The 24,804-nt window shown below is 63.8% G+C and carries 25 protein-coding genes, 1 tRNA gene and 1 pseudogene; 14 read left to right on the plus strand and 13 right to left on the minus strand.

The annotated features are described in order from the left end of the window. The first annotated feature begins 3 nt into the window (after positions 1-3). Both J4G43_RS10615 and J4G43_RS10620 read left to right on the plus strand, forming a co-directional pair. Positions 4-735, plus strand: a complete 732-nt coding sequence (locus J4G43_RS10615) for a hypothetical protein (RefSeq protein ID WP_208084751.1) — start codon at positions 4-6, stop codon at positions 733-735. Positions 736-1,106: 371 nt separating this feature from the next. Beyond that, on the plus strand, positions 1,107-1,673 hold the full coding sequence (locus tag J4G43_RS10620) for a DUF4126 domain-containing protein (RefSeq protein WP_225004789.1): 567 nt from the start codon (positions 1,107-1,109) through the stop codon (positions 1,671-1,673). Between the two features lie 20 nt (positions 1,674-1,693). Here J4G43_RS10620 and J4G43_RS10625 read toward each other — a convergent pair whose 3' ends face one another. Then, positions 1,694-2,638 (minus strand): AEC family transporter, encoded by a 945-nt coding sequence (locus J4G43_RS10625; RefSeq protein WP_208084753.1) that lies wholly within the window; start codon positions 2,636-2,638, stop codon positions 1,694-1,696. A 372-nt stretch (positions 2,639-3,010) separates the two neighbouring features. On the opposite strand from J4G43_RS10625, the gene J4G43_RS10630 reads away from it, so the two are divergent. Both J4G43_RS10630 and J4G43_RS10635 read left to right on the plus strand, forming a co-directional pair. Then, positions 3,011-3,346, plus strand: a complete 336-nt coding sequence (locus J4G43_RS10630; protein WP_085400415.1) for a hypothetical protein — start codon at positions 3,011-3,013, stop codon at positions 3,344-3,346. Positions 3,347-3,778: 432 nt separating this feature from the next. Beyond that, positions 3,779-4,456: a ParA family protein gene (locus tag J4G43_RS10635; protein WP_028150667.1), complete on the plus strand. Its 678-nt coding sequence runs from the start codon at positions 3,779-3,781 to the stop codon at positions 4,454-4,456. Positions 4,457-4,531: 75 nt separating this feature from the next. Here J4G43_RS10635 and J4G43_RS10640 read toward each other — a convergent pair whose 3' ends face one another. From J4G43_RS10640 to trxB, 5 genes and pseudogenes are all read right to left on the minus strand, one after another. After that, a complete protein-coding gene (locus J4G43_RS10640; RefSeq protein ID WP_014492080.1) occupies positions 4,532-4,678 on the minus strand; it encodes a hypothetical protein in 147 nt (48 codons plus the stop codon). Between the two features lie 341 nt (positions 4,679-5,019). Further along, complete coding sequence (locus J4G43_RS10645; RefSeq protein WP_155257868.1) at positions 5,020-5,190, minus strand: hypothetical protein; 171 nt, start codon at positions 5,188-5,190, stop codon at positions 5,020-5,022. Between the two features lie 114 nt (positions 5,191-5,304). Then, a pseudogene (locus tag J4G43_RS10650) lies at positions 5,305-6,212 on the minus strand (4-hydroxy-tetrahydrodipicolinate synthase family protein). 463 nt (positions 6,213-6,675) lie between these two features. Beyond that, positions 6,676-7,599, minus strand: a complete 924-nt coding sequence (locus tag J4G43_RS10655; RefSeq protein ID WP_027534296.1) for a LysR family transcriptional regulator — start codon at positions 7,597-7,599, stop codon at positions 6,676-6,678. Positions 7,600-7,604: 5 nt separating this feature from the next. Next, on the minus strand, positions 7,605-8,570 hold the full coding sequence (gene trxB, locus J4G43_RS10660; RefSeq protein WP_063985507.1) for a thioredoxin-disulfide reductase: 966 nt from the start codon (positions 8,568-8,570) through the stop codon (positions 7,605-7,607). A gap of 265 nt (positions 8,571-8,835) precedes the next feature. Here trxB and J4G43_RS10665 point away from each other — a divergent pair, with 265 nt between their 5' ends. After that, on the plus strand, positions 8,836-9,315 hold the full coding sequence (locus tag J4G43_RS10665; protein ID WP_028150670.1) for an Lrp/AsnC family transcriptional regulator: 480 nt from the start codon (positions 8,836-8,838) through the stop codon (positions 9,313-9,315). Between the two features lie 119 nt (positions 9,316-9,434). Here the strand turns inward: J4G43_RS10665 and greA are convergent, their stop codons facing one another. The 3 genes from greA to J4G43_RS10680 form a co-directional block, all read right to left on the minus strand. Next, positions 9,435-9,908 carry a transcription elongation factor GreA gene (gene greA / locus J4G43_RS10670; RefSeq protein ID WP_007596674.1) on the minus strand — a complete coding sequence of 158 codons (474 nt, stop codon included), beginning with the start codon at positions 9,906-9,908 and terminating at the stop codon, positions 9,435-9,437. Positions 9,909-10,118: 210 nt separating this feature from the next. Next, on the minus strand, positions 10,119-13,583 hold the full coding sequence (gene carB, locus J4G43_RS10675; protein WP_208084754.1) for a carbamoyl-phosphate synthase large subunit: 3,465 nt from the start codon (positions 13,581-13,583) through the stop codon (positions 10,119-10,121). A 144-nt stretch (positions 13,584-13,727) separates the two neighbouring features. Further along, positions 13,728-14,897, minus strand: a complete 1,170-nt coding sequence (locus tag J4G43_RS10680; protein ID WP_208084755.1) for an MFS transporter — start codon at positions 14,895-14,897, stop codon at positions 13,728-13,730. A 112-nt stretch (positions 14,898-15,009) separates the two neighbouring features. Between J4G43_RS10680 and J4G43_RS10685 the strand changes: the two genes are divergently transcribed. Next, entirely contained in the window at positions 15,010-15,381 is a 372-nt protein-coding gene (locus J4G43_RS10685; RefSeq protein WP_028150674.1) for an ArsR/SmtB family transcription factor, read from the plus strand. Positions 15,382-15,513: 132 nt separating this feature from the next. Here J4G43_RS10685 and J4G43_RS10690 read toward each other — a convergent pair. Continuing rightward, positions 15,514-15,589, minus strand: a tRNA-OTHER gene (locus J4G43_RS10690). Between the two features lie 54 nt (positions 15,590-15,643). Further along, positions 15,644-16,345: a class I SAM-dependent methyltransferase gene (locus tag J4G43_RS10695; RefSeq protein WP_208084756.1), complete on the minus strand. Its 702-nt coding sequence runs from the start codon at positions 16,343-16,345 to the stop codon at positions 15,644-15,646. Positions 16,346-16,460: 115 nt separating this feature from the next. On the opposite strand from J4G43_RS10695, the gene J4G43_RS10700 reads away from it, so the two are divergent. Continuing rightward, entirely contained in the window at positions 16,461-16,985 is a 525-nt protein-coding gene (locus tag J4G43_RS10700; RefSeq protein ID WP_208084757.1) for a Dps family protein, read from the plus strand. 119 nt (positions 16,986-17,104) lie between these two features. Here J4G43_RS10700 and J4G43_RS10705 read toward each other — a convergent pair whose 3' ends face one another. Beyond that, on the minus strand, positions 17,105-17,632 hold the full coding sequence (locus J4G43_RS10705; protein ID WP_208084758.1) for a cupin domain-containing protein: 528 nt from the start codon (positions 17,630-17,632) through the stop codon (positions 17,105-17,107). A gap of 155 nt (positions 17,633-17,787) precedes the next feature. Beyond that, positions 17,788-18,978 (minus strand): glutamine-hydrolyzing carbamoyl-phosphate synthase small subunit, encoded by a 1,191-nt coding sequence (carA, locus tag J4G43_RS10710; RefSeq protein ID WP_063985501.1) that lies wholly within the window; start codon positions 18,976-18,978, stop codon positions 17,788-17,790. A 146-nt stretch (positions 18,979-19,124) separates the two neighbouring features. Between carA and J4G43_RS10715 the strand changes: the two genes are divergently transcribed. The 7 genes from J4G43_RS10715 to J4G43_RS10745 all read left to right on the plus strand — a co-directional run bounded on the left by J4G43_RS10715 (position 19,125) and on the right by J4G43_RS10745 (position 24,804). Next, the gene (locus tag J4G43_RS10715) at positions 19,125-19,853 is read left to right on the plus strand and encodes an alpha/beta fold hydrolase (RefSeq protein ID WP_208084759.1); all 729 of its coding nucleotides are present in this window, start codon (positions 19,125-19,127) and stop codon (positions 19,851-19,853) included. Positions 19,854-19,886: 33 nt separating this feature from the next. Continuing rightward, complete coding sequence (locus J4G43_RS10720; protein WP_071909609.1) at positions 19,887-20,342, plus strand: GatB/YqeY domain-containing protein; 456 nt, start codon at positions 19,887-19,889, stop codon at positions 20,340-20,342. A 214-nt stretch (positions 20,343-20,556) separates the two neighbouring features. Beyond that, positions 20,557-21,699, plus strand: a complete 1,143-nt coding sequence (locus J4G43_RS10725; protein WP_208084760.1) for an epoxide hydrolase family protein — start codon at positions 20,557-20,559, stop codon at positions 21,697-21,699. 124 nt (positions 21,700-21,823) lie between these two features. Next, positions 21,824-23,434: an acyl-CoA synthetase gene (locus tag J4G43_RS10730; protein ID WP_208084761.1), complete on the plus strand. Its 1,611-nt coding sequence runs from the start codon at positions 21,824-21,826 to the stop codon at positions 23,432-23,434. Between the two features lie 13 nt (positions 23,435-23,447). Beyond that, a complete protein-coding gene (locus J4G43_RS10735; protein WP_028159428.1) occupies positions 23,448-23,915 on the plus strand; it encodes a MarR family winged helix-turn-helix transcriptional regulator in 468 nt (155 codons plus the stop codon). Positions 23,916-23,995: 80 nt separating this feature from the next. Beyond that, positions 23,996-24,364, plus strand: a complete 369-nt coding sequence (locus J4G43_RS10740) for a YybH family protein (RefSeq protein ID WP_208084762.1) — start codon at positions 23,996-23,998, stop codon at positions 24,362-24,364. A gap of 2 nt (positions 24,365-24,366) precedes the next feature. After that, the gene (locus J4G43_RS10745) at positions 24,367-24,804 is read left to right on the plus strand and encodes a hypothetical protein (RefSeq protein ID WP_208084763.1); all 438 of its coding nucleotides are present in this window, start codon (positions 24,367-24,369) and stop codon (positions 24,802-24,804) included.

The following is a 24,804-nucleotide window of genomic DNA, read 5'->3' on the forward strand; positions in this document are numbered from 1 at the left end:
AAAATGGCGAGCCCCGTAAAGACGTACCAAACTGAAATGCATACGAATCTCGGGTTCTTCGCGACTTGGTTGCCGGGGGATCCGATTGATATCGGCGATGTAGGCACCATGGTCGACGGACGTTTCCGGCGGCTCTCGTCACTGGCCGAGATCGACGTTGTTTGCGAAGCAAGTGATCCAGGTCCTGCACAAAGCGTGCAATATACCTCGGCAAGAGGCACGAAGGTGGAAACCAAGGCGGCGGCAGACTTGGTAGGCGTTGCCAATGCCGAGGTCGCGATTAATTTCTCGACCGAAGGTGCATTCGTATTTCATGCAAGCGGTTTACGAGCACGCCAACTCAAGAACTTGCCGGCTATAGAGAGAGGCGTTCTCAAGGCCTACGAGAAGGGCAAGTGGCAAAAGGATTGGTTCATCATAGACGCGGTTCAAGAGTCAAGCTGCACCACGATCATTGTCTCTCAAGATACGGCGGCGAGCCTTGTGCTTACAGCGAAGCTTGCGGGGGGCTTAGCCGCGCTTTCTCTGGCTGATCCAAAGCTGGGCCTGCGCGTCTCCGCAAGTAGCGGCAAGTTACTGCACGTTGTCGGCGGGCGATCTCTCAAACCACTCTATTCTTGTCTGAGAGTTCAGAGTCGTCTTTTTGGACCCGCTTCGCTCAAGCCGGTCCTGGGAGGAACAGATCATTCGTCAGGATTTGAACGTGCGAGTCTAGGTGATCTCGTCGAACACTGAAGGTTAGCGCTCCGCTCATCCTTGTCGAAGGTTGGCGACTCCATGTCCCGTAGCAATGATAGTTCGCGTCGCAGCAGAGGACTCCGGTCGAACGCAACGCGACTGCCGCCGTCGCCAACAGCTTGAGCGCGCCCATCACTGCGATGCTGCTCGCCTTTGAACTCGAAGCGGAGAACTGCGCAGAGTGATCGGCTGCGTCAACATTTCTGGCTTGGTTTGCTCGTCCTCCGCGATGTAGCCTGATTACGCATTGCGATCTGCGTCGATGGCCGTTCTCATCCCAATGACCTCGGCCGCATCACGTCTAGCCTTCCCGAGGAAATTCGAGCGCAACAATCGTTGGGGATCTCATGTCGAACTCCGATCTCGCGTTGTCGATTGCGCTCGGTGTCGGTCTTGCGGCCGCGACGGGCTTCCGGGTGTTCCTGCCGATGCTGGTTGCCAGCGTGGCCGCTTACTCGGGTTCGCTTCCTTTGGGCGACGGTTTCGCGTGGCTTGGAACACCTGCTGCAATGCTCATGCTTGGCGTGGCCGCGCTCCTGGAGGTTGGTGCGTATTTCATTCCCGGCGTGGATAATGTGCTCGATGTCATCGCCGCGCCTGTCGCGGTGATCGCCGGAGCCATGCTGTCAGCGGCGACCATGGCAGACCTTCCGCCGATGATGAAATGGACGGCCGCCATCGTCGCGGGCGGCGGCGCGGCCGGCATCGTGCATGGCGTCACCGCGGTCGTGCGGGCCAAATCGACGGTCCTGACGGCTGGCCTCGGCAACTCAACCGTTGCGACCGCCGAATTGGGCGGTGCACTCCTCGTATCGCTTCTCGCCCTGGCTGCGCCGGTTGCCGCATTCGCGATCGTCATTCTGATGCTCTGGCTGGCGATACGTTTGATCCTGCGCTTGCGGAGGTCAGCTCCTCGCACGGATCAACCGGGATGACCGCGTGACCGCTCGTGCGGCTACCTCGCCCCCGCCACGATCACCACCACCACCGGCAACGTCACCGCCGCCAGCAACGTCCCCAGCGCCACCGCCCCCGACACCGGGTTCACCAGCCGCTGATACTGGGCCGCGAAGATGTACGCGTTGGCGCCGGTCGGCATCGCCGCGAACAGCACGATGACGCCGGCTGCGACCGGAGGCAAACCGAGCAGTTTGGCCAGCACGAACGCCGCCGCCGGCATCGCCAGCAGCTTCAGCGCGCTCATCGCGGCGACGCTCAGCATCTCGCCTTTGACCTCGAACCGAAACAGATTGATGCCGAGCGCGATCAGCGCCGCCGGCGATCCCGCCTGTGCGAGCAACTCGATCGTCCTGTCGACGACGGGGTTGAGGCCGAGTCCCGTAAAGCGCCAGACCACGCCAAAACCGATCGCCAGCATCAGCGGATTGCGCGCGAGATCCGCGAGCACGGGGCGGATGACCGACAGGACCGAGCCCGTCCGCTTGCGGCTGACAAGCTCCATCTGCAGGATGCCGCAGAGCCAGAGCAGCGGCGTGTTCACCGACAGGATCAGCGACATCGGGCCTGCGGCCTCGTTGCCGAGCGCCGAGAGCACGAGGGGAATGCCGAGCATCACGATGTTGCCGTAGACCGAGCCGATCGCGAACACGACGCCGTCCTCGCGGTCCTCGCGCCGTTCGCGCAAGCATGCCGAGAGCGCCAGCGCCGCGATCCAGGTGATGGCCAGCGCGCCGTAATAGGCGCCCCACATCCGCCAGGGGCTGACATCGGGGAATTCCGACACGACGATGGTGCGGAACAGCAGCGCCGGGATCGCGATGCTGAAGGCGAACTCGGAGATGCCCTTGTGCGCGGTCTCCGAGACGAAGCGAAACAGCACCGACGCGTAGCCGGCCGCGATCAGGGCGAACACCGGCGCGACGATCAACACTGTGGCCATGCGCCCCTCATCTCACGGGGACATCACACGACCACCCCACGTTCTCGATCATGCCATCATGCCGCTGTTTTGCCCGACGAGTCAAATCGATTTCGTAAAATCCGTAAATGGCCGCCGTGGCCTGGCTACTGTGCATGGGGTTGTTTTCGCGTTTTTTGGCTGGACGGAAGCTGAAGCCGCGCGCGGTCCCGATCTCGCCAGCTCTGCCAAAGGCTTAGCCTGATATTGCGACATCGTGCCCGGGATGGGCCCCCGCCGGGCCGATCGGCCTGTTGCCCGGAGCGCACAGGTGGCCGTTTTCGCTTCAGGCCTCGTTGCCAACGAACGGCCGTTCACCCACTATTCCCTCTGACTCGACATTTGGGGGGATCGATGCCGGCGCTCCGTTTTAAAAAATCCTTGGCTGCTGCGATCTCGGGCATTGCGCTCGCCGTCCTGGTCCATCCCGGCGCCGGCTTCGCCTACACGCAGGAGGAGCAGCAGGCCTGCTCGCCGGACGCGATGCGGCTGTGCGGCGAGTTCGTTCCGAACGTTGATGCCATCACCGCCTGCATGATCCAGAAGAAATCGCAGCTCTCGCCGCAGTGCAAAGTGTTCTTCCGCCAGGGACCCGAGCCCGGCGAGGCCCGCGCCGGCAAGCCGACGGCCAAGAAGAGCACCAAGCCTTCGCAGAAGGCGGCCAAGAAGAAGAAATCCAGCGAAAGCTGAGTGCGGGACCTGCGTTCTTTCTTTGAAGCTCGTCATGTCAGGGCAAACGCGCGAAGCGCCGTCGCGTCGGCTTCCCCTGCATGTGCGTTGCCGGCATCAGCTGCGCGCCAGCCTCCGGACTCCTTTTGTTCGCCTCGCCGTGCGGACGCCTGCGACAATTACCAGCGCGTTCGATGGAAAAGAGTCGCGAGAGGGTTTGCGCGGCGAGGTTGCATTCCGTTTTTCCCGCGTTGCTGCCGAAAAAGCGTGGGATTGCCGGCGTGAAGGGCGTTTCGTTGCGATTGGTATCCTGGTCGCGCGAAGCAGTGTGACTCAAAAGCCAACACGTCTTGTTATTTCGTGGCTCTGAGGCAACTGCCGGTAAATTTTTCTTTCCCGAATCAGCGCGGTGATTCATTTTCGTGATCTGGGGTCAATCTGGAGGCCAGAGGTATGAACGTAATTGTTTTTGCATCGCGTAAAGGCGGCTCGGGCAAGAGTACCCTGGCCGCACATCTCGCCGCGCAGATCAAGGCGAGCAAGCAGGTGATGCTCGTGGACGCGGATCCGCAGGGCTCGCTCACGCTGTGGCACAAGCTGCGCGGCACCAACGAGCCGCCGATCAAGGCTGCGGTGAACTCGGTCAGCGGCATCGTCTCCGCTGCCAAGCGCGACGGTTATGAATGGGTGTTGATCGACACGCCGCCGAATCTCTCGGCCGTCGTCGACGACGCGATCAAGAACGCGACCATGGTGGTCATTCCGGCGCGTCCCGGCGTGTTCGACGTCAACGCGGTGCAGGAAACCATCCAGATGTGCCGCGCGGCGCGCAAGCCCTACGCGGTCGTGCTCAACGGTGCGCCGGCGCGCCGCGACGAGTCCGAAAGCCCGATCGTCACCATCGCCCGCGAGGCGCTGGCGAAATTCCGCGCGCCGGTGTGGGGCGGCCAGATCACCAACCGTTCGGATTTGCTGATGGCGCTCAGCCACGGCGAAGGCGCGCGCGAGTATCAGGCCGAGAGCCGTGCGGCCCAGGAAATCGCAAGGCTGTGGGCGGCGATCGAGCGTTCAGTGAAGGCTATTCGCGGCACGGCGTCGGCATCCGGCGCAATGCACAAGCAGGCGGCATAATTTTCATAAATCATTCCCCGGACGGAAAGCGCGCGGAAGTCCGCGCGTTTTGCGTTTTGGCCCGGTGGAGATGCGTTACGCCACCATCAGCATGTAGAACACGATGACCGGCGACAGCGTCAGGATCACCGACCAGATGCCGGCGGCCCAGAGAATGTCCTCGGTGGTAAAGCTCTGCTGTCCGGCGTCGTAATGCGACGCCACTTCATTCTGGATATTCACAAAACGCCCCCGCGATTTCTTCGCTTATGGGCGCCAGTGATAGCCGCGATGTTTTAACATTCCGGATCGCAATTTCGGGCGCATTCGAACACAGGTGCTACCACGGATTAACCATGCCGGCGCGGTGCGCGCGTTCGCGCGGGGGAACTACGGGGCATGTTCTTACCCTCCCCTGGAGGGGGAGGGTCGCTACGCATTGCGCGAAGCGAAATGCGTAGCGGGGCGGGGTGACGGTGCCTCCGCAGCCAACAGTGCCCGAGTGGAGAGATCACCGCACCCCGCTCGCGCTTCGCGCGATCGACCCTCCCCCTCCAGGGGAGGGTGAAGGACTCGCGCCGCCGCTAAACCCACTCACTGTATTTCCTTCTGATCTCGTCGATGTAGTCCGCGCGCGATTTCACCTCATCCGCGGTCAACCCGATATCGCGCCGCAGCCAGTCGGATAACTCGCTCGCATATGAAACGCGTTGCCATGCCGCCTTCAGCGCATCGCGCCACTGACGAATGTCCATAGGTCGATCTCTTTCCGGATTGAGATGGTGTCGAGCGGACACGATGCTGCGTTCCCTCTCCCGCGCGGGGAGAAGGGGGTGGCAGCATGCGTGTGAAGAAAGGAAGTGGAAGCTCTACGCCGCGACTTTCATCCGTCGCTCGATCTCGCGGTCGATCTGGGCTGCGAGCTCGCTGCTCACTTCGACCATCGGCAGGCGCACTTCGGGGCTGTCGATGAGGCCGCACCGCCACAGCCAGTACTTCGCCGGCGCCGGGCTCGGCTCGGTGAACAACAGGCGCGTCAGCTCGGCGACCTCGTGCCAGCGCGCCTGCGCCGCGTCGTGTTGCCTCGCTTCACCTCGGCGTACACGGCCGCAAACGTCGCGGTCTCGACATGGGCGGACAGCACGATGCCGCCGTCGGCGCCGTCGGTGAGCGCCTCAAGGTAGTTCGCGTCCTCGCCGGTGAGCACGCGAAAGCCCTTCGGTCTGTCGCGCAGGAGCGCGATGGATTGCTCGCGGTTCGCGCCGCAATCCTTCAGCCCGACGATGTTCCGATGCTCGGCAAGCCGCAGCAGCGTCTGGTTGGTGATGTTGACCGAGGTGCGATAGGGGATGTTGTAGAGCGCGATCGGCCACGCGGCGTGATCGGCAAGGGCTTCGAAATGAGCCAGCAGCCCGCGCTGCGAGGGCCGCACATAATAGGGGCTCGCGATCAGATAACAGTCGATCGGCCAGTCCGCGGTCTCGTCGAGGCGTTCCTTTAGCCGCGAAGTGTCCGCGCCCGACAGTCCGAGGCAGATCGGCAGCGTGCGACGCCCCGCCGCCATCTCGTCGCGCACGATGGCGACGAGGCGCTCGAGCTCGGCCGCGCGCAGCGTCATGCCCTCGCCTGAGGTCGCCCCCAGGATGAAGCCGTCGACGGCCTGTCCGCTGTAATGTCGCGTCAGCCGCCGCAACGACCTCTCGTCGAGAGCGCCGTCGCGAAACGGCGTCACCAGCGGCAGCCAGAGTCCGTGCAAATGATCTTGTAGACCGGTCATGTTCCATCTCCTTCTCGGGAAAAAACCTGAGACGGAGGGCACATGAAAAAACCCCGTCCAGGCGGCGGGGTTTCGGGATTTGCTTGCGATGACGAAGCTGTGTTAGCGCGCGCAAAAATCCGAGGTCCCCGGATGGGGGCCTTTTTTCGAGGCGACTGCCTTGAACGAGATTGCGCACGACTTCGTGATCATTCGCAAATGATGCGGGGTGTACGTGGAACTGTCAATACACGCGGAACGTGAAACCCGAATGGGACAGAAAAAAAGCCGGGCTCAAGCGAGCCCGGCTTAAGGTATTGGCCACGTGAGGCCGACACAATCACCTTCCAAGAGGGATTACTGAACTCCCGCGCCACTGGAGGAGGGGGACAAATGCGCAACGCGAAGGCTCAGCGTGCAAACATTATGGGCTTGCCGAGCGCCATGCAGCAACCGTTCAGGTCGCATGTCAGACATGCGGAAATCAGGAAGGCCAGCGCTGCGCCTTGCTCACCACGAAGTCGCGGAACACCTGCACGCGCGCGACCGTCTTCAACTCCTCGGGATAGACGAAATAAGTGTCGAGCTGGATCGAATCCGATTCTCCGAACAGCTGCACCAGGCGGCTCTGTTCTTCGATCAGATAGTCCGGCAGCGCCGCGATGCCGAGGCCCTGCTGGCAGGCGCGGACAAGGCCGAGGATGTTGTTCACTCTGAAATAGGCCTCGCGCGGACCAGAGCCGTTGCGGCCGGCTTCGACCAGCCAGTTGCGGTTCTGAAGATGTGGCGCGAAGTTGCCGTCGGAGAGCGTGATGATGCGGTGGGAGTCGAGCTCCTCGAGCGTGCGCGGCGTGCCGAAGCGCTTGATGTAATCCGGCGAGCAATAGGCGTGGAAGCCCATCGCGAACAGCTTGCGCTGGATGAGATCCGGCTGCGTCGGCTTGCGGGTGCGGATCGCGACGTCCGCCTCGCGCATCGACAGGTCGAGCTCCTCGTCGGTGACGATCAGCGAGATCCGGATTTCCGGATAGAGCGCAGTGAATTCGCCGAGCCGCGGGATCAGCCAGTTGATGCCGACGCCGGGCGTGGTGGTGATCTTGAGATCGCCGCTCGGCCGCTCGCGGCTGTCGGTCAGCTTGGCGCGCGCCGCCTGCAGCTGCATGAACACGTCATGCGCGGTGCGGAAGAGCAGGTCGCCCTGCTCGGTGAGGATCAGGCCGCGGGCGTGGCGGTGGAACAGCGAGACCGAGAGCTCCTGCTCCAGCGCCGACACTTGGCGGGACACCGCCGATTGCGACAGGCCGAGCTGCTCGCCCGCATGCGTGAAGCTGCCCGCTTCCGCCGCCGCGTGAAACACCTTCAGCTTGTCCCAATCCATATCCGTAAATCCGTCGCGTGTTCGAGGCATGATCTTTATTCCGCTGCAGCGCGCTCGCTGGCGCGCAGGGCCAGGAAACGTTCGGCTTCGAGAGCTGCCATGCAGCCGAGGCCGGCAGCCGTCACGGCTTGGCGATAGGTCTCATCGGCGACGTCGCCGGCGGCGAACAGGCCGGGCACCGAGGTGGCGGTCGAGTTCGGGGCAACCTCGACATAGCCCGACCGTTTCAGCTTGACCTGGTCCTTCACGAGCTCGGTCGCCGGCGCGTGTCCAATGGCGATGAAGACACCGTCGGTCTTCACGTTCGTGAGCGCGCCGGTCTTGACGTTCTTGAGGCGGACATGGGTGACCTTGTTCGGGTTCTCGGTGCCGCAGATCTCGTCGACAGCCGAGTCCCAGACCACCTTGATCTTCGGGTGCTTGAACAGACGCTCCTGCAGGATGCGTTCGGCGCGGAAGTGATCGCGACGATGCACGATGGTGACCTGCGAGGCATGGTTGGTGAGGTACAGGGCTTCCTCGACCGCGGTATTGCCGCCGCCGACCACCACGACTTCCTTGTTGCGGTAGAAGAAGCCGTCGCAGGTGGCGCAGGCCGACACGCCGCCGCCCTGGAATTTCGTTTCCGACGGGAGCCCGAGCCAGCGCGCCTGTGCGCCGGTGGCGAGGATGACGCTGTCGGCGAGATAGACGTCGCCGCTGTCGCAGGTGAGGCGGAACGGCCGCTGCATAGTCTCCAGCTTGGTGACCAGGTCGGAGACGATCTTGGTGCCGACATGGACCGCCTGCTTCTCCATCTGCTCCATCAGCCAGGGGCCCTGGATCACGTCGGCGAAGCCCGGATAGTTCTCGACGTCGGTGGTGATGGTGAGCTGGCCGCCAGCCTGGATCCCCTGGATCAGGATCGGCTCGAGCATCGCGCGCGCAGCGTAGATCGCCGCCGTGTAGCCGGCGGGGCCGGAGCCAATAATGACGACCTTTGCATGAACAGTGGCAGACATTTTGACGGACGCCTTTCACGGGGGATCTGCAGCGCGGGTGCGGAACGTGCCGGGAGGCCTCGCGGAAGCGCTGAAATATCAGAGCTAATCTAAGCCTTCTGGTGAGCTATGCAAGAATTGCATTCCCTGTCGGCGGATTTTTCCAACAGGGAACAAAAGTCGATTGCGCTGCACGCGCAATAAAATTGCGCAATTGCTGCGGACTGGCTATGAGGATTGCGTCAAATCCACCAATACAGCCGCAAAGGCCAGGAGTTCCAATCACGTGTCGCGGAACCTAGACGAGATCGACCTGAAAATTCTCACCGAGGTCCAGGCCGACGGTCGAATCACGAATGTCGAGCTGGCCAAGCGCGTCGGCATCTCGCCGCCACCTTGCCTCCGCCGCGTCCGCGCGCTGGAGGAGGAGGGCTATATCCACGGCTATCGTGGCCTGCTCGACGCCCGCAAGCTCGGCTTCGACGTCACCGTGTTCGCCGCGGTGCACCTGTCCAGCCAGGCTGAGGCGGATTTACGCGCCTTCGAGGAGTTCGTCCGCGCCGAGCCCCTGGTGCGGGAATGCTGGATGCTGTCGGGCGAGGTCGATTTCATCCTGAAATGCGTCGCACCGGACATGGCCACCTTCCAGGATTTCGTGACGCACCTCACCGCCGCGCCCCATGTGCGCAACGTGCGGACGTCGCTGGTGCTGCATAATTCGAAATACGAGGCGGCCGTGCCGCTTGATGTGAAGGGAAGAAGGTAAGCCTTCTCCCTCTCCCGGTTCTTGCGGGGAGAGGCACACGGCTCTCGCAATACCCCGAAACAAAAAGGCCGCGCAGGGCGCGGCCTTTTCGAAACATCATCGCGCTTGGCGGCAAATGCTTACCGCCACTCCACCTTGGTGATCTCATACGCCTTGGCGCCGCCGGGGGCGTTGACCTCGACGGTTGAACCCTTCTTCTTGCCGATCAGCGCGCGCGCGAGCGGCGAGGTGATGGAGATGCGGCCCTTCTTGGCGTCGGCCTCGACCTCGCCGACGATCTGCCACACCGTCTTCTTCTCGGTATCCTCGTCGACCAGCGTCACGGTGGCGCCGAACTTGATGGTGTCGCCCGACAGCTTGGAAATATCGATGATGTCGGCGCGCGCGAGCTTGTCCTCAAGCTCGGCGATGCGGCCCTCATTGTGGGACTGCTCTTCCTTCGCGGCATGATATTCCGCGTTCTCCGACAGGTCGCCGTGCGAGCGCGCTTCCGCAATATGCTCGATGATGCGCGGACGGTCCTCGGACTGGCGCTTCTTCAATTCTTCCCCGAGCGCGGCAAAGCCGCCCGCTGTCATCGGAACCTTTTCCATCTCTTCTCTCGTCCTTCGGCCGCGCGCCCCGGCAAGACACAGGGCGCGGCAACCTTGATTCGTCAGTACTTCCGGGGCTGAGTATACGGCCACCGGAACGGTTATGTGGGTCTGGCGCCGGAACAGAACAACCACAACGGCCGGACAGTTCCTCCGGCCATTGTGGCTTCATTGCCAGTCACTTAGCGGAAGCGTCGCCGTCGCTAGCGATCAGGTTTCCGAAAAGTAGCTCTGCAGGGTACGAACCTCAAGGTCCCCGCCCAGATAGGCGCGGATGCCCTGCGCGGCCGCCACGGCCCCGGAAAGAGTGGTGTAATACGGCACTTTATGCAAGAGGGCCGCGCGCCGCAGCGAGCGGCTGTCGGCGAGCGCCTGCGGGCCCTCGGTGGTGTTGAGGACGAGCTGGACGTCGCCATTGGTGATGGCATCGACGATGTGCGGCCGTCCCTCAAGCACCTTGTTGACCCTCTCGGTCGGGATGCCCTGATCGGTCAGGAAGCGCGCCGTGCCCGATGTCGCCAGCACCTTGAAGCCGAGCGAATGCAATTCGCGAACGGCCTCGGCGATGCGCGTCTTGTCGCTCTCGCGAACCGAGACGAACACCGTGCCCTTGCGCGGCACCCGCGTGCCGCCGCCGAGCTGACTCTTGGCAAAGGCTATCGCGAAGGAGCTGTCGATGCCCATGACCTCGCCGGTCGAGCGCATCTCGGGGCCGAGCACCGTGTCGACGCCGGGGAAGCGGGCGAACGGAAACACCGATTCCTTCACGCCGACATGCTTGAAGTCCGCCTTCTTCAGCTTGAAGTCGGCGAGCTTCTCGCCGGCCATGATGCGCGCTGCGATCTTGGCGACCGGCGTGCCGACCACCTTGGCGACGAAGGGCACCGTGCGCGAGGCGCGCGGATTGACTTCGAGCACGTAGATCTCGCCGTCCTTGATCGCATACTGCACATTCATCAGGCCGACGACGTCGAGGCCGAGCGCCAGCTCACGCGTCTGCCGCTCCAGCTCCTCGATCATCCTGGCATCGAGCGAGTGCGGCGGCAGCGAGCAGGCGCTGTCACCGGAATGGATGCCGGCTTCCTCGATGTGCTCCATGATGCCGACGATGAAGGTGTCCTTGCCGTCGCAGAGGCAGTCGACGTCGATCTCCGTTGCATCTGAGAGATAGCGGTCGAACAGCAGTGGGTTCTTGCCGAGCACGGTGTTGATCTGCCCGGTCTTGTCGTTCGGGTAGCGTGCCTTGACGTCGGCCGGCACCAGCTCCGGCAGCGTGCCGAGCAAATAGTCGCTGAGCTGGTTCTCCTCGCGGATGATCTGCATCGCGCGGCCGCCGAGCACGTAGGACGGGCGCACCACCAGCGGCAGGCCGAGATCGGTTGCGACCAGGCGCGCCTGCTCGACCGAATAGGCGATGCCGTTCTTCGGCTGCTTCAGCCGGAGCTTGTCGAGCACGCGCTTGAAGCGGTCGCGGTCTTCGGCAAGGTCGATGGCGTCGGGCGAGGTGCCGAGGATCGGCACTTCGGCGGCTTCCAGCGCTCGCGCCAGCTTCAGCGGGGTCTGGCCGCCGAACTGCACGATCACGCCGTGCAGCGTGCCGTTCGTGCGTTCCTTCGCGATGATCTCCAGCACGTCCTCGGCCGTGAGCGGCTCGAAATAGAGCCGGTCGGCGGTGTCGTAGTCGGTCGACACCGTCTCGGGGTTGCAGTTGACCATGATGGATTCGTAGCCGGCGTCATGCAGTGCGAAGCAGGCGTGACAGCAGCAATAGTCGAACTCGATGCCCTGGCCGATCCGATTGGGCCCGCCGCCGAGGATGATGACCTTCTTCTTGTCCGACGGCGAGCTCTCGTCCGCGGGCGCGCCCGCAAACAGCGCCTCATAGGTCGAATACATGTAGGCGGTCGGCGACGCGAACTCGGCTGCGCAGGTGTCGATGCGCTTGTAGACAGGGCGGACGCCGAGTGCGTGGCGCTTCGCCGTCACGTCAGCTTCCGTCGTCTCGGCGAGCACAGCGAGCCGCGCATCGGAGAAGCCCATGGCCTTGAGCGTGCGCATGCCGAAGGCGTTGCCCGGCAGGCCGTCCTTCCGGACCTTCTCCTCCATGTCGACGATGCCGCGCATCTCGCTGAGGAACCACGGATCGATCTTGCAGGAGTTGAAGATGTCCTCGTTCGACCAGCCGAGCCGCATGGCCTGGGCGACCTGGAGCAGCCGGTTCGGCGTCGGCGTGCCGAGCGCGGCGCGGATCGCGTTCTTGTCGTCGTGCTGGCCTAGCCCCTCGATCTCGATCTCGTCGAGCCCGGTCAGGCCGGTCTCGAGTCCGCGCAGCGCCTTCTGCAGGCTCTCCTGGAAGGTACGGCCGATCGCCATCACTTCGCCGACCGACTTCATCGACGTGGTCAGCGTGGTCGATGCGCCCGGGAATTTCTCGAAGGCGAAGCGCGGAATCTTGGTGACGACGTAGTCGATGGTCGGCTCGAACGAGGCCGGCGTCGCGCCGCCGGTGATGTCGTTGGCGATCTCGTCCAGCGTGTAGCCGACCGCGAGCTTGGCGGCGACCTTTGCGATCGGAAAGCCGGTGGCCTTCGAGGCCAGTGCGGACGACCGCGACACGCGCGGATTCATCTCGATCACGACCATGCGGCCGTCTTCGGGATTGACGCCGAACTGCACGTTGGAGCCGCCGGTCTCGACGCCGATCTCGCGCAGCACCGCCAGCGAGGCGTCGCGCATGATCTGGTATTCCTTGTCGGTCAGCGTCAGCGCCGGCGCGACCGTGATGGAGTCGCCCGTGTGCACGCCCATCGGATCGAGGTTCTCGATCGAGCAGACAATGATGCAATTGTCTTTCTTGTCGCGCACGACCTCCATCTCGTACTCTTTCCAGCCGAGCACGGATTCTTCGATCAGCACTTCGTTGGTCGGAGACGCATCCAGGCCGCGCTCGATGATGTCGAGGAACTCTTCCTTGTTGTAGGCAATGCCGCCGCCGGTGCCGCCCATCGTGAAGGAAGGACGGATGATCGCGGGCAGGCCGATCTCGGACAGCGCCATCAGCGCCTGGCCGAGCGCATATTCCTGGTAGCGCTTGCGGCGGTCGCTTTCGCCGAGCACCCATTGCCGTTCGTGTTCCTCGAGGGCGGCACCCGACAGCTTCTCGCGTTCGGCCCGGTGCTTGTCGCGGAAGGACTTCTTCAACTCGGACGCGTTGGCGAGCCGCGACTTTGGCGTCTCAAGTCCAATCTTGGTCATGGCCTCGCGGAACAGCTGACGGTCTTCCGCCTTGTCGATGGCGTCAGCGGTCGCGCCGATCATCTCGACGTCGAACTTTTCCAGCGTGCCCTGCCGGCGCAGCGACAGCGCGCAGTTCAGCGCGGTCTGTCCGCCCATGGTCGGCAGCAGCGCGAAGCCGCCGGGAATGACGTGACGTTCCTTCTCGATGATTTTTGCGACGATCTCGGGCGTGATCGGCTCGATATAGGTGGCGTCGGCCAATTCCGGATCGGTCATGATGGTGGCCGGATTGGAATTGACGAGGACGATGCGATAGCCCTCTTCCTTCAGCGTCTTCACCGCTTGCGTGCCCGAATAGTCGAACTCGCAGGCCTGGCCGATCACGATGGGACCAGCGCCGATGATCAGGATGGTGGTGATGTCTGTACGTTTGGGCATCAACTCTCGCCGAAGTGGATTTTGGGCACAAAAAAAGGGCGCGCTTGCCGCGCGTCCCCTTGAGCCGAGAGCGCGGGGTCTCCCCTCGCGCGCGGGTGGGTCTTAGACCAGTTTTCGGGGCGGCGAAACCCCGAAAAACGCCCATTAACCGGCAATTTTGACGGGTTTTGGCCGTGCCTGCCAGCCACGGGCGAGATGCACCAGCAGCGAGGCCGCAACGCTCGATCCGCCGATCCAGCCAAGATCAGTAGGCGAAAGGGTGGCCAGCACCGCGCCACCCAGGGCCCCGCCGATGGCAAAGCCGAGATACATGGCGGAGGCGTTGAGCGAGAGTGCGATCATCGAGGCCTGCGGCTCGATCCGGATGATGCTGGCGATCTGAGCCGGATAGAACGCCCAGCCCGAGATGCCCCAGAGGAAGATCGCGCCCAGCACCGCATAATGCGCCTGTCCGGGCATCAACTTCAGGACCAGCGAATGCAGGATCAGGGCGCTCGCCATGCCGGCGAGCCCGAGGCCTGCAGTGGCGAGCGTGCCGAGCCGGTCGGCCAGGACACCGCCCAGCATATTCCCGATGGCGGCGGCGCCGCCGAACACCAGCAGCGCGAGGCTGATCTGCGCGGCGTCGAAGCCGAGGCCGTGCAACGGGACCGCGAAATAGGTGAACACGGTGAAGCCGCCGACCGCCCATAAGATCGTGATCAGAAGCGCAATCACGACATTGCTGTGACGCGCCACCGCCAGCCGTTCGCTGAGCGAGGCGGTGTTGCGCGGCAGGCCGCGGGGCAAGCCAAGCAGCAGGCCGGCAAGCGCAACCGCGCCGATCAAGGCCACCATGGCAAAGGTCGCGCGCCAGCCGAGCAGGCTGCCGACGAGATTGCCGAGCGGGACGCCGATCACGGTCGCAACCGTGAGGCCCGAGGTGACCAGCGCCACAGCGCGGCCGCGCCGTTCGGGCGCGGCGACGGCCACCGATACGGCGAGCGCCGTCGGCATGCATAGTCCGGAGCCCAGCGCCATCAGCATGCGGGAGGCCAGCAGCAGGGCGTAGCTGGAAGCCACCGTCGCGACGAGATTTCCGGCGATGAAGGTCGTCAGCGCCAGGGCCAGCACGGTGCGGCGGTCGATATTGTTCAGCGTCACCGCCAGGATCGGCGAACCCACCGCATAGGTGAGGGCGTAGGCGGTGACCAATTGGCCGGCGGCAGGGACGGAAATCGAAAGATCGGCGGCGATCGACGGCAAAAGCCCTGCAATGACAAAGCCTTCGGTACCAATCGCGAAGGCCGCGAGAGCCAGCCAGAACACGCTCATTGGACGATATCCCTATGTTCAACGTTTATTGAACTATTGAATGCGAGGGTCGAGAAGTCAATTGATTCAAGAACTATTGAACATCACGGTCAGTTTGCTATGATTCCAGACCATGAGCCGCACGCCCCTTCATCCCACCCGCGAGCAGATCGAGCTGCCGATGGTTCTGGATTGCCTGAGCGATCCGATCCGGTTGGCCATCGTCTATCAGCTCGCCCAGCAGGAACGTGTCAGCAGCGAACTCTGCTGTGGCGACTTCAGCGGCCTTTCCGGCAAATCCAACCTCGCCTACCATTTCGCCAAGCTGCGCGAATGCGGCCTGATGCTGACGCGCGTGGCGGGCACCAACCGGTTCATGCGGCTCCGCCGCGAGGATCTGGACGCACGCTTTCCGGGGCTGCTCGATGCTGTCCTCAGCTCCGCAGCCAAGGATGCCGACCGGCTACAGCTGCTGTCGGAGTGCGAAACGGTCGAAGTGGATTGAAGTTTGCGAGTTTTCGAGAATTTGCTTTGGGCGGTCCGTTGAAGCGTGCCCGTCTTCGCCCTTCGGGCTTCGCCGAGGCGGCCTTCGCACGATACGGCTTGCCTAGCCGAAGCTGGCGGAGCCAGCGAAGGCTGGAGACCCGGCCTGGATTTGAACCAGGATGAAGAGCGTTGCACCGCCCTCGCGTAGACGCTTCCGCCACCGGGCCGCGACGATCTTTACCTATCGGCGTGCGACAAGCCACCTCGGGCAGTCATTATGCTTAACGGACCAGAGGCGGCCGCGCGATGAAGGTCATGCGCCAGCGATTATGGCCGATATTGGTGTGGGCGCGCTGGACAGCGAAGCCGGCCGCGGTCAGCTTGGCGACGATCTCGTCCTCGCCATAGCGCTGGAGCCCGATGCGCGTGCGCAGATGACGGTAATCTGACAGCGCGGTGCTGATCAGCCCGATCAGCGCGTCCTTCAGGAAGCCGTGACGCAGGCCGAAGCTGAGCAGCGCCATCACATCCCTGAACATGCCGACATTGGGCTGCAAGATATCTCCGAGCACGAGCTTGCCGGATGGGGTCAGCAATCGCCGGATGTTGACAAGCGCGGCATCGAGCTCGTCCGGCGTCATGTATTGCGCGACCGAGTTCATCACCGCGAGGTCGATCGACTGGTCCTGCATTTTGCGGACGTCGTCGAGGGAGCGGACGCGGATCTTGGTGTTCGGGGCAAATCGGGCGATCAGCCGGCCACGCACGCCGGGGGCGGGCTCGGCGAGAATCAGCTTGCCGCAGGCCGCGGCGACCTGGCTCGCCGACAGCGCCTCGCCGCAGGCATAGTCGAGCACGGTCGCCTCGGGCGATGAGATGTAGCCGATGATGTCCCGCGCGATGATCTGGAAGTGCAAGTCGCGATGCAGCTTGCTGACATAGATCGTATGCGTGGAGTCGTAATAATCGATCCAATCGTCCATGGTATTTCGTAGGTCCCGGCCAAACGGTTCCTGTCAAGGAACCGGCGCTGCCCGCCTTGCGTTAGGGGTGCGACGGCGCGCCGTCAATGTCCGCGTCCTAACAGGAAGGTTTCCCGTGAGCAAAGCCCCCACCAAGGTCTCGCCCGATCTCGATACCCCCACCGATCTGTCGCCCGATGGGGTCAAGAAGGTCTCTGAGGCGCTCAACGTGCTTTTGGCTGATGCGTTCGCGCTCTATCTGAAGACCAAGAATTTCCACTGGCACATCAGCGGCCGGCATTTCCGCGACTATCATCTGCTGCTCGACGAGCAGTCCGACCAGATCTTCGCCACCACCGACCAGCTCGCCGAACGCGTCCGCAAGATCGGCGGCACCACGCTGAAGTCGATCGGCCAGGTCGCCAAACTCCAGACCATCAAGGACAACAACGAGGACTACGTCCCGCCGCGCGAGATGCTGCGCGAGCTGATGCAGGACAACAAGCACGTCGCCGCCGCGATGCGTAAGGCGCACGACGTTTGCGACGACGCCGGCGATGTCGCCAGCGCCAGCATCCTCGAAAACTTTATCGACGAGACCGAGCGCCGGACGTGGTTCCTGTTCGAGGCCACCCGCCAGGAAGGCGGCAACGAGGCGTAAGGGACATTGCCGTAGGGTGGGCAAAGGCGCGCTTCTTGCGCGCCGTGCCCACCATCCGTCCTTGCGGCTTGAACTGATTGGTGGGCACGCTCCGCTTTGCCCACCCTACGGCGTCGCGCTTATGGCCGGCTCCACAGCCTCATCAACGCCCCGTTCTTGCCCGTCACCGGATCGGCCGGCGGCAGCGCGACCTCGGGAATCGTCTTCAGTGCCCTGGCATGGTTCTCCGGCGTTGCCCGCGTCACCACCATCTTCGATCCCGGCGGATATGCGCCGATGATGCAGAAATCGTCGCTCGCCCTGATGCACTGATGCCCCGTGCCGGCCGGCAGGATCGCGACGTCGCCTGCCTTGATCTCCAGCTCCTGGCCATGATCGCCGCCGAAGCGGACGCGGGCACTTCCGCGCGCAACGCCGAGCACCTCATGCACCGTCGCGTGATAGTGCAGATAGTCGTAGACGCCATTGCGCCACGTGCCGCCCCAGTTGTTCGCTTCGAACAGATTTTCGATGGTCGCCTCGGGACGCCTGGAATCGAGCTTCACCGCACCCTGATAGACCAGGAAGGGAAGGATGTTGTTGGGCACGAGCCCGTCATCTTCGAACACGATGGCGAGTGGCTCGGCATTGTCGCTGATAACGGACATGGCAGGGCTCCTGCGTGAGCGTAGCAGGAATCAACGAGGGGCGTGAGACGACGTTCCTTGCGTCCAGGCGAACCGCAGCGTCGAGCCCGAATGACATCGAGCCCGGGTCAAGGCCCGGGCTCGATGTCGTCAAGGCAATTGCAGGAGAGCCAGCGTTACGCGCTCTTCTTCTGCCGCATCAGATCCGCGAAGCGCTGGAACAGATAGTGCGAGTCGCGCGGGCCCGGCGAGGCCTCGGGGTGGTACTGCACCGAGAACACCGGCTTGCCGTCGAGCTGAATGCCGCAATTGGATCCGTCGAACAGCGAGATGTGGGTCTGCGTCGCGCCCTTCGGCAGCGTCGCCTCGTCCACTGCAAAACCGTGGTTCATCGAGGTGATCTCGACCTTGCCGGTGGTCTCGTCCTTCACGGGATGATTGGCGCCGTGATGGCCCTGATGCATCTTCTTGGTCTTGGCGCCGACGGCGAGGCCGAGCATCTGGTGACCGAGGCAGATGCCGAACGTCGGTGTGCCCGACTTGATCACGTCCCGGATCACCGGCACCGCGTATTTGCCCGTCGCGGCCGGATCGCCGGGGCCGTTGGACAGGAACACGCCGTCCGGCTTCATCGCCAGAATGTCTTCCGATGAGGTCGTCGCCGGCACCACCGTCACCTTGCAGCCGACACCGGCGAGCAGGCGCAGGATGTTGCGCTTGATGCCGTAGTCGATGGCGACGACGTTGAACTCGGGCTTGTCCTGGCGGCCAAAACCCTTGTCCCACAGCCAGGGCGTCTCGTCCCAGGTGAAGCGCTGGCCCGAGGTGACCATCGGCACCAGGTCCATGCCCTCGAGGCCCGGCCATTCGCGCGCTTCTTCCTTCATGCCATGCAGGTCGAACTCGCCGTTCCTGGCATGCGCGATCACGGCGTTGGGCATGCCCTTGCTGCGGATCAGCGCGGTCAATGCGCGGGTGTCGATGCCGGACAGGCCGATGATGCCGCGGGCCTTGAGCCAGGCGTCGAGATGCTTGGTGGCGCGGTAGTTCGAGGGATCGGTGATCGCGGTGCGCAGGATCACGCCGCGCGCGCCCGGCGTCGCGGCCATGTTCACCGTCTCGATGTCTTCCTCGTTGGTACCGACATTGCCGATATGCGGGAAGGTGAAGGTGATGAGCTGGCCGGCGTAGGAGGGATCGGTGAGGATCTCCTCATAGCCGGTCATCGCGGTGTTGAAGCAGACCTCACCGACGGCATGGCCTTCTGCGCCGAGACCGAAGCCTTCGAGCACCGTGCCATCGGCGAGCACGAGGAGCGCGGTCGGTTTGTGGTCCGGCCAGGCGGTATCGTTGTCATGTTGTGTCATGAGCCCGGTTCATAGTCCGGGCCGGCGCCGCCGTCAAAGCGGACGAGCGCCGATTCACATGCGTTTTTGCATATTTGACAGGTCTCCTCAGGCACTTAAGCTTGGCAGGATAATTTCCGCCAATTTCCTGGGCTCGCGAGGCAATAATGGACCAGACCACCCCGCTTCTGCTGGTTCCGGGGTTGGCCTCCTCGGCCCGGATCTACGCCTCGGTGATCCCGGCACTCTGGCGGTTCGGCCCGGTGATGATTGCCAACCATATTCGCGACGACAGCATGGCGGCGATCGCCCGGCGCGTGCTGAGCGAGGCTCCGCCGCGCTTTGCGCTCGCCGGTCACTCCATGGGCGGCTACATCGCGCTCGAGATCATGCGCCAGGCGCCCGAGCGGGTTTTGAAGCTCGCGCTGATCAATACCCAGGCTCGGCCCGATACACCGGAAGCGACCGCGCGCCGCCGCGGCCTGATGGAGCGGGCCAGGCGCGGCGAGCTGCGCGCAGCGCGCGAGGAGATGTTTCCGGAGCTGGTGCATCCCTCGCGATGCGACGATGCCGGCATTCGAAAGCTCGTGCATGAGCAGGGCGAGGACGTCGGCGTCGAAGGCTATCTGCGGCAGCAAACCGCGATCATTGCGCGGGTGGATTCGCGGCCGACGCTGGCGACGATCAAATGCCCGACGCTGGTGCTGACGGGCGATCAGGACAACACGATTCCGAACGCGTTCTCCAAGGAGATGGCGGAGGGCATAGCGGGCGCGAGACTGGTGATCCTCGAGCGTTGCGGGCACCTGCCGCAGCCGGAGCAGCCCGAGGCGACGACGCGGGCGCTGGTCGAATGGATGGGAGCCCCGGTTGTCTCAGGGCCGCGAACGGCCTAGATCAGGCGTCGGATATTCGAAGGGATCACGATCATGCTGCGCGACGACATCAACAACGCGGTCAAGGAGGCCATGAAGGCCAAGGAGGAGCGCAAGCTGTCCACCCTGCGCATGGTCAACTCGACCATCAAGAACGCCGACATCGAGGCGCGCGGCAACGGCAAGCCGCCGCTGTCGGATGCCGACCTGCTCGGCGTCTTCCAGAAGATGATCAAGCAGCGCCAGGAGTCGGTCGAGCTTTACGACAAGGGCGGCCGCGCCGAGCTCGCTGCCCAAGAGCGCGAGGAAATCGCGGTGATCTCGGCCTACCTGCCGAAGCAGATGTCGGACGACGAGGTGAAGAAGGCGATCGCGGACGCCATCGCCGAGACGGGCGCTGCCGGCATGAAGGACATGGGCAAGGTGATCGCGGTGTTGCGCGCGAAGTACGCCGGTCAGATGGATTTCGGCAAGGCCAGTGGCCTCGTGAAGGCCGCGCTGACGGGCTAGCTTCTTCCCCTCTCCCCCTGCGGGAGAGGGTGCCTCGCGAAGCGAGGCGGGTGAGGGGTTCTCTCCGCGGGTGAATCTCTCACAGTAGTTCACGTGGATAGATACCCCTCATCCGGCGCTTCGCGCCACCTTCTCCCGCAAGGGGAGAAGGTGCACCTTTGATGCCGCGTCAGTTCGGTCTACTCTCTCCCGATAGACAAATCGGGGGCAACCGATGACCGGCGCCATCAAACCGTTTCGCATCGCCATCAGCGACGACATTCTCACCGACCTCAAATCGCGCCTCGCCCGCACGCGCTGGCCGGAGGCGGAGCTGGTCGACGACTGGAGCCAGGGCGCGCCGCTGAAATGGATCCAGGAGATCTGCGCCTACTGGGCCAATGGCTATGACTGGCGCGCCCGCGAGGCAAAGCTCAACCGCTTCGACCAGTTCATCACCGAGATCGACGGGCTCGACATCCACTTCCTGCATGCGCGCTCGAGGGAGCCGTCGGCGCTGCCGCTGATCATCACCCATGGCTGGCCGGGGTCGATCGTCGAATTCCAGAAAGTGATCGCGCCGCTGGTCGATCCGGCCGCGCATGGCGGTAATCCCGCGGATGCGTTTCATGTGGTGTGTCCGTCGCTGCCGGGCTTTGGCTTCTCCGCCAAGCCAAAGACCACCGGTTGGGGCGTCGACCGCATCGCCGCGACCTGGGCGAAGCTGATGGATCGGCTCGGTTACGCGCGTTACGGCGCGCAGGGCGGCGACTGGGGCTCGGCGGTGACGACATCGCTGGGCGCACAGGACGCCGAGCATTGCGCCGGCATCCACATCACGCTCGCTTTCAACGCGGCGCCGAAGGTCGAGGGCGAGCCGACGGCGGAAGAGAAGCGCGCGCTCGCGGGCCTGAAGCATTATGTCGATCTCGATTCCGGCTATTCCAAGCAGCAATCGACGCGGCCGCAGACGCTCGGCTATGGCCTGACGGATTCGCCGAGTGGGCAGGCGGCCTGGATTTTGGAAAAATTCTGGGCCTGGACCGATTGCGACGGCGATCCCGAAAACATTTTTGACAAGGACGAGCTGCTCGACAACGTCATGCTCTATTGGGCGACGGAGACGGCGACCTCCTCCGCGCGGCTCTACTGGGAGAGTTTTGGCAAGCGCCGCACTACGCCCAAAGTCAACGTGCCGACCGGCGTGGCCGTGTTCCCCAAGGAGATCATCACGCCGGTCAGGCGCTGGATGGAGCCGAACTTTCCTAACATCACGCACTGGAGCGAGATGGAGAAGGGCGGGCATTTCGCCGCATTCGAGCAGCCGGAGCTGTATGTTGGCGACGTCAGGAAATTCTTCCAGACGGTGCGCCGTTAGGGGATGCCTCCGCATCGTCATGCCCGGGCTTGTCCCGGGCTCCCACGCGCTTAAACTCAGGTCGAAACAAGAACGTGGATGGCCGGGACACGCCCGGCTGTGACGACGCTGCCGGGAAACGACCATGCTCACCGAAGCCGCAACCTACGACGAGCTCTATCGCAACTTCCGCTGGGACGTCCCGGCGCGTTTCAACATGGCGGAGGCGTGCTGCGACCGCCATGCCGACGGCACGGGCCGCCTCGCGCTGGTCTATGTCGACGAGAACGGCGCAATCACGCGCACCTCCTTCGACGAGGTCGCAGAGATGTCGCGCCGCTTCGCCAATGTGCTGAAGGCCGATGGGCTCGTGCGCGGCGACCGTGTCGCGGTGTTCCTGTCGCAGTCGCTGGAGCTGCCGATCGCGCATATGGCCGCGTTCCGCTCCGGGCTGATCTCGATCCCGCTGTTCGCGCTGTTCGGCGAGGACGCGCTGGAATTCCGCCTGTCGAATTCGCAAGCAAGAGCCATCATCACTGACGAAGCGGGCTGGGAGAAGCTCACGAAGATCCGCGATCGGCTGCCCTATCTGCAGGACATCTATGTCACGAGCGGCGCCGTCCACGCCGGCGCAAAACCGTTCTGGCCGGCGATCGAAACCGCGTCCGAGGACTTTGCGACCGTCGACACCTCCGCCGATGACCCCGCCCTGATCATCTACACGTCAGGCACGACAGGCAATCCGAAGGGCGCGCTGCATGCGCATCGCGTCGTGCTCGGCCACCTGCCGAATGTCGAGATGTGCCACAACTTCCTGCCGCGCCCCGGCGATCTGATGTGGACGCCGGCGGATTGGGCGTGGATCGGCGGCCTCGTCAACGGCCTGTTCGCGTTCTGGTATCACGGCATCCCCCTGGTCGGTCACCGTGCGAGAAAGTTCGAGCCGCAGGCGGCGATGCAGATGATGGCCGACCTCGGTGTCCGCAACGTCTTCCTGCCGCCCACCGCGCTGAAGCTGATGCGGCAGGCCGGCGTGAAGCATCCGGGCGTCAAGCTGCGCAGCATTTTCACTGGCGGTGAATCGCTCGGCGGCGAGCTGCTCGGCTGGGTGCGCGAGACGTTTGGCATCGATGCGCATGAAGTGTTCGGCCAGACCGAGTGCAACCTCGTGATCGGCAGCAACTCCAACCTGTTTCCGATCCGCCCGGGGTCGATGGGCAAGGCGACGCCGGGCTTCGACGTCCGCATCGTGAACGACAAGGGCGAGGAACTGCCGACGGGGCAGCGCGGCATCATCGGCGTGCGCCAGCCATGCCCGTGCACGATGCTCGAATACTGGCGCAATCCAGACGCGACGGCGAAGAAATATGCCGGCGAATTCCTGCTGACCGGCGATCTCGGTACCCGGGATGAGGACGGCTATTTCTGGTATGTCAGCCGCGAGGACGACGTCATCACCACCGCCGGCTATCGCGTCGGCCCGTCCGAGATCGAGCACACGCTGATGAAGCATCCGTCGGTGGCGATGGCGGCGGTGGTCGGCATCCCCGATCCGATCCGCACCGAATCGATCAAGGCCTGGATCGTGCTGCGTCCCGGCTTCGCGGCAAGCGACGCGCTCGCGCGCGAGATCCAGGAGTTCGTGAAGGTGCAACTCGCCGCGCACGAATATCCGCGCTTCGTCGAGTTCGCGGAGACACTGCCGATGACGGCTACGGGCAAGGTGCTGCGGCGCGAGCTGCGGGCGCGGGGTTAGGCTCTTTCAGACAATGGCAAAGACGTCTCAAGCTGCGGGGCTTCACCGCGCCTCACTTCCGAAGCTGCACGATCTCGATGCGGCGCTGGAGCTGATGTATTACGGCTGGCGCGGGATGACGCTGGAGGCCGACGAATATCTTGCGAAGCAGGGCCTGTCGCGTCCACACCACCGCATCCTCTACGTGGTGGCGCGCCGTCCCGATATCGCGATCGGCTCGCTGATCGAGATCCTCGGCATCTCCAAGCAGGCCCTGAACCGGCCGCTCAACCTGCTGCTGGAGCGCAAGCTCCTGACGTCGAAGCGGGCACCCGAGCAGCATCGCTCCAAGCTGTTGCGCCTGACGGAGGCCGGGCGACGCATCGAGCAAAAGGCATCGGATCACGAGCGCAAGGTCCTGCGCGAAGCGTTTGATCGCGCCGGGGCGTCGGGTGCGGCGGCATGGATGGCCGTCATGGGGGCGATCGCCGACAACAACTGACGGTTCCTCAAGTCAATATAGTTGACATGAGGTGCGAGCTTTGCCACTTTCCCGGCAACGAGCCAGGGGAGGGCTCCGCCATGAGCGGATGGAAAATGGATCGCGCAGCCGCCGAGCGCTTTGTCGCGGCATGGTGCGCGAGCTGGCGCCGGGTCGATATCGACGCGGTCGTCGCGCATTTCGCCGACGATGCGCAGATGCGCAGCCCTCTGGCACTATCATTGACCGGTTCTCCGGTCGTCAGCGGCGCCGAGAACATCCGCGCTTATTGGCGCGAGGCTTATGGCCACATCGAAAGCGCCGACCTGAAGATCCTGAGCTGGAGCTGGGACGAGGCGATCGCGCGCCTGACGGTGTGGTGGCAGCTCGGCGACACGCGCGCCAGCGAGTTCATGGATTTCGACGATGCGGGCCGTGTGGTGCGCAGCGAAGCCTTCTACGGAAAATGATCATGCACCTTTCGGATTTCGTCCTGCTCCTCAACACACTCTGGTTCGGCGGCGCCTTCATCCAGTTCAGCGTCGCCCAGGGCAACACGCTGAAGATACTCCTGCCGCGCGAAGAGCGCAGCAATCCGATCGCGCCGACCCTGGCGGCCAGCGTGGCGTTCCTGGGCGGGATGAATCTGCCGATCGGGCTTTTGTCGTTCTATCTTCTGGCCGCTCGTCCGGCCTTCTTCCAGCCGATCGAGGCGCAGCTCGCGCTGTTCTTTGCCGCCTGCCACTTCAGCCAGTTCGCCTATAACCTTCCGGTCCTGATGCGCGGAGGGCGCGTCGGGGTGGCCTACTGGCCCGTGCTGAAAGGTCCGATGCTCAGGATCTTCGTCATCGACGCGGCTCTGTTCGTAGCCAATCTCGGCGTAGCGCTCCGGCTGGCGTTCTCTTCCTGA

It is taken from the genome of Bradyrhizobium barranii subsp. barranii (assembly GCF_017565645.3).
GTDB lineage: Bacteria > Pseudomonadota > Alphaproteobacteria > Rhizobiales > Xanthobacteraceae > Bradyrhizobium > Bradyrhizobium barranii.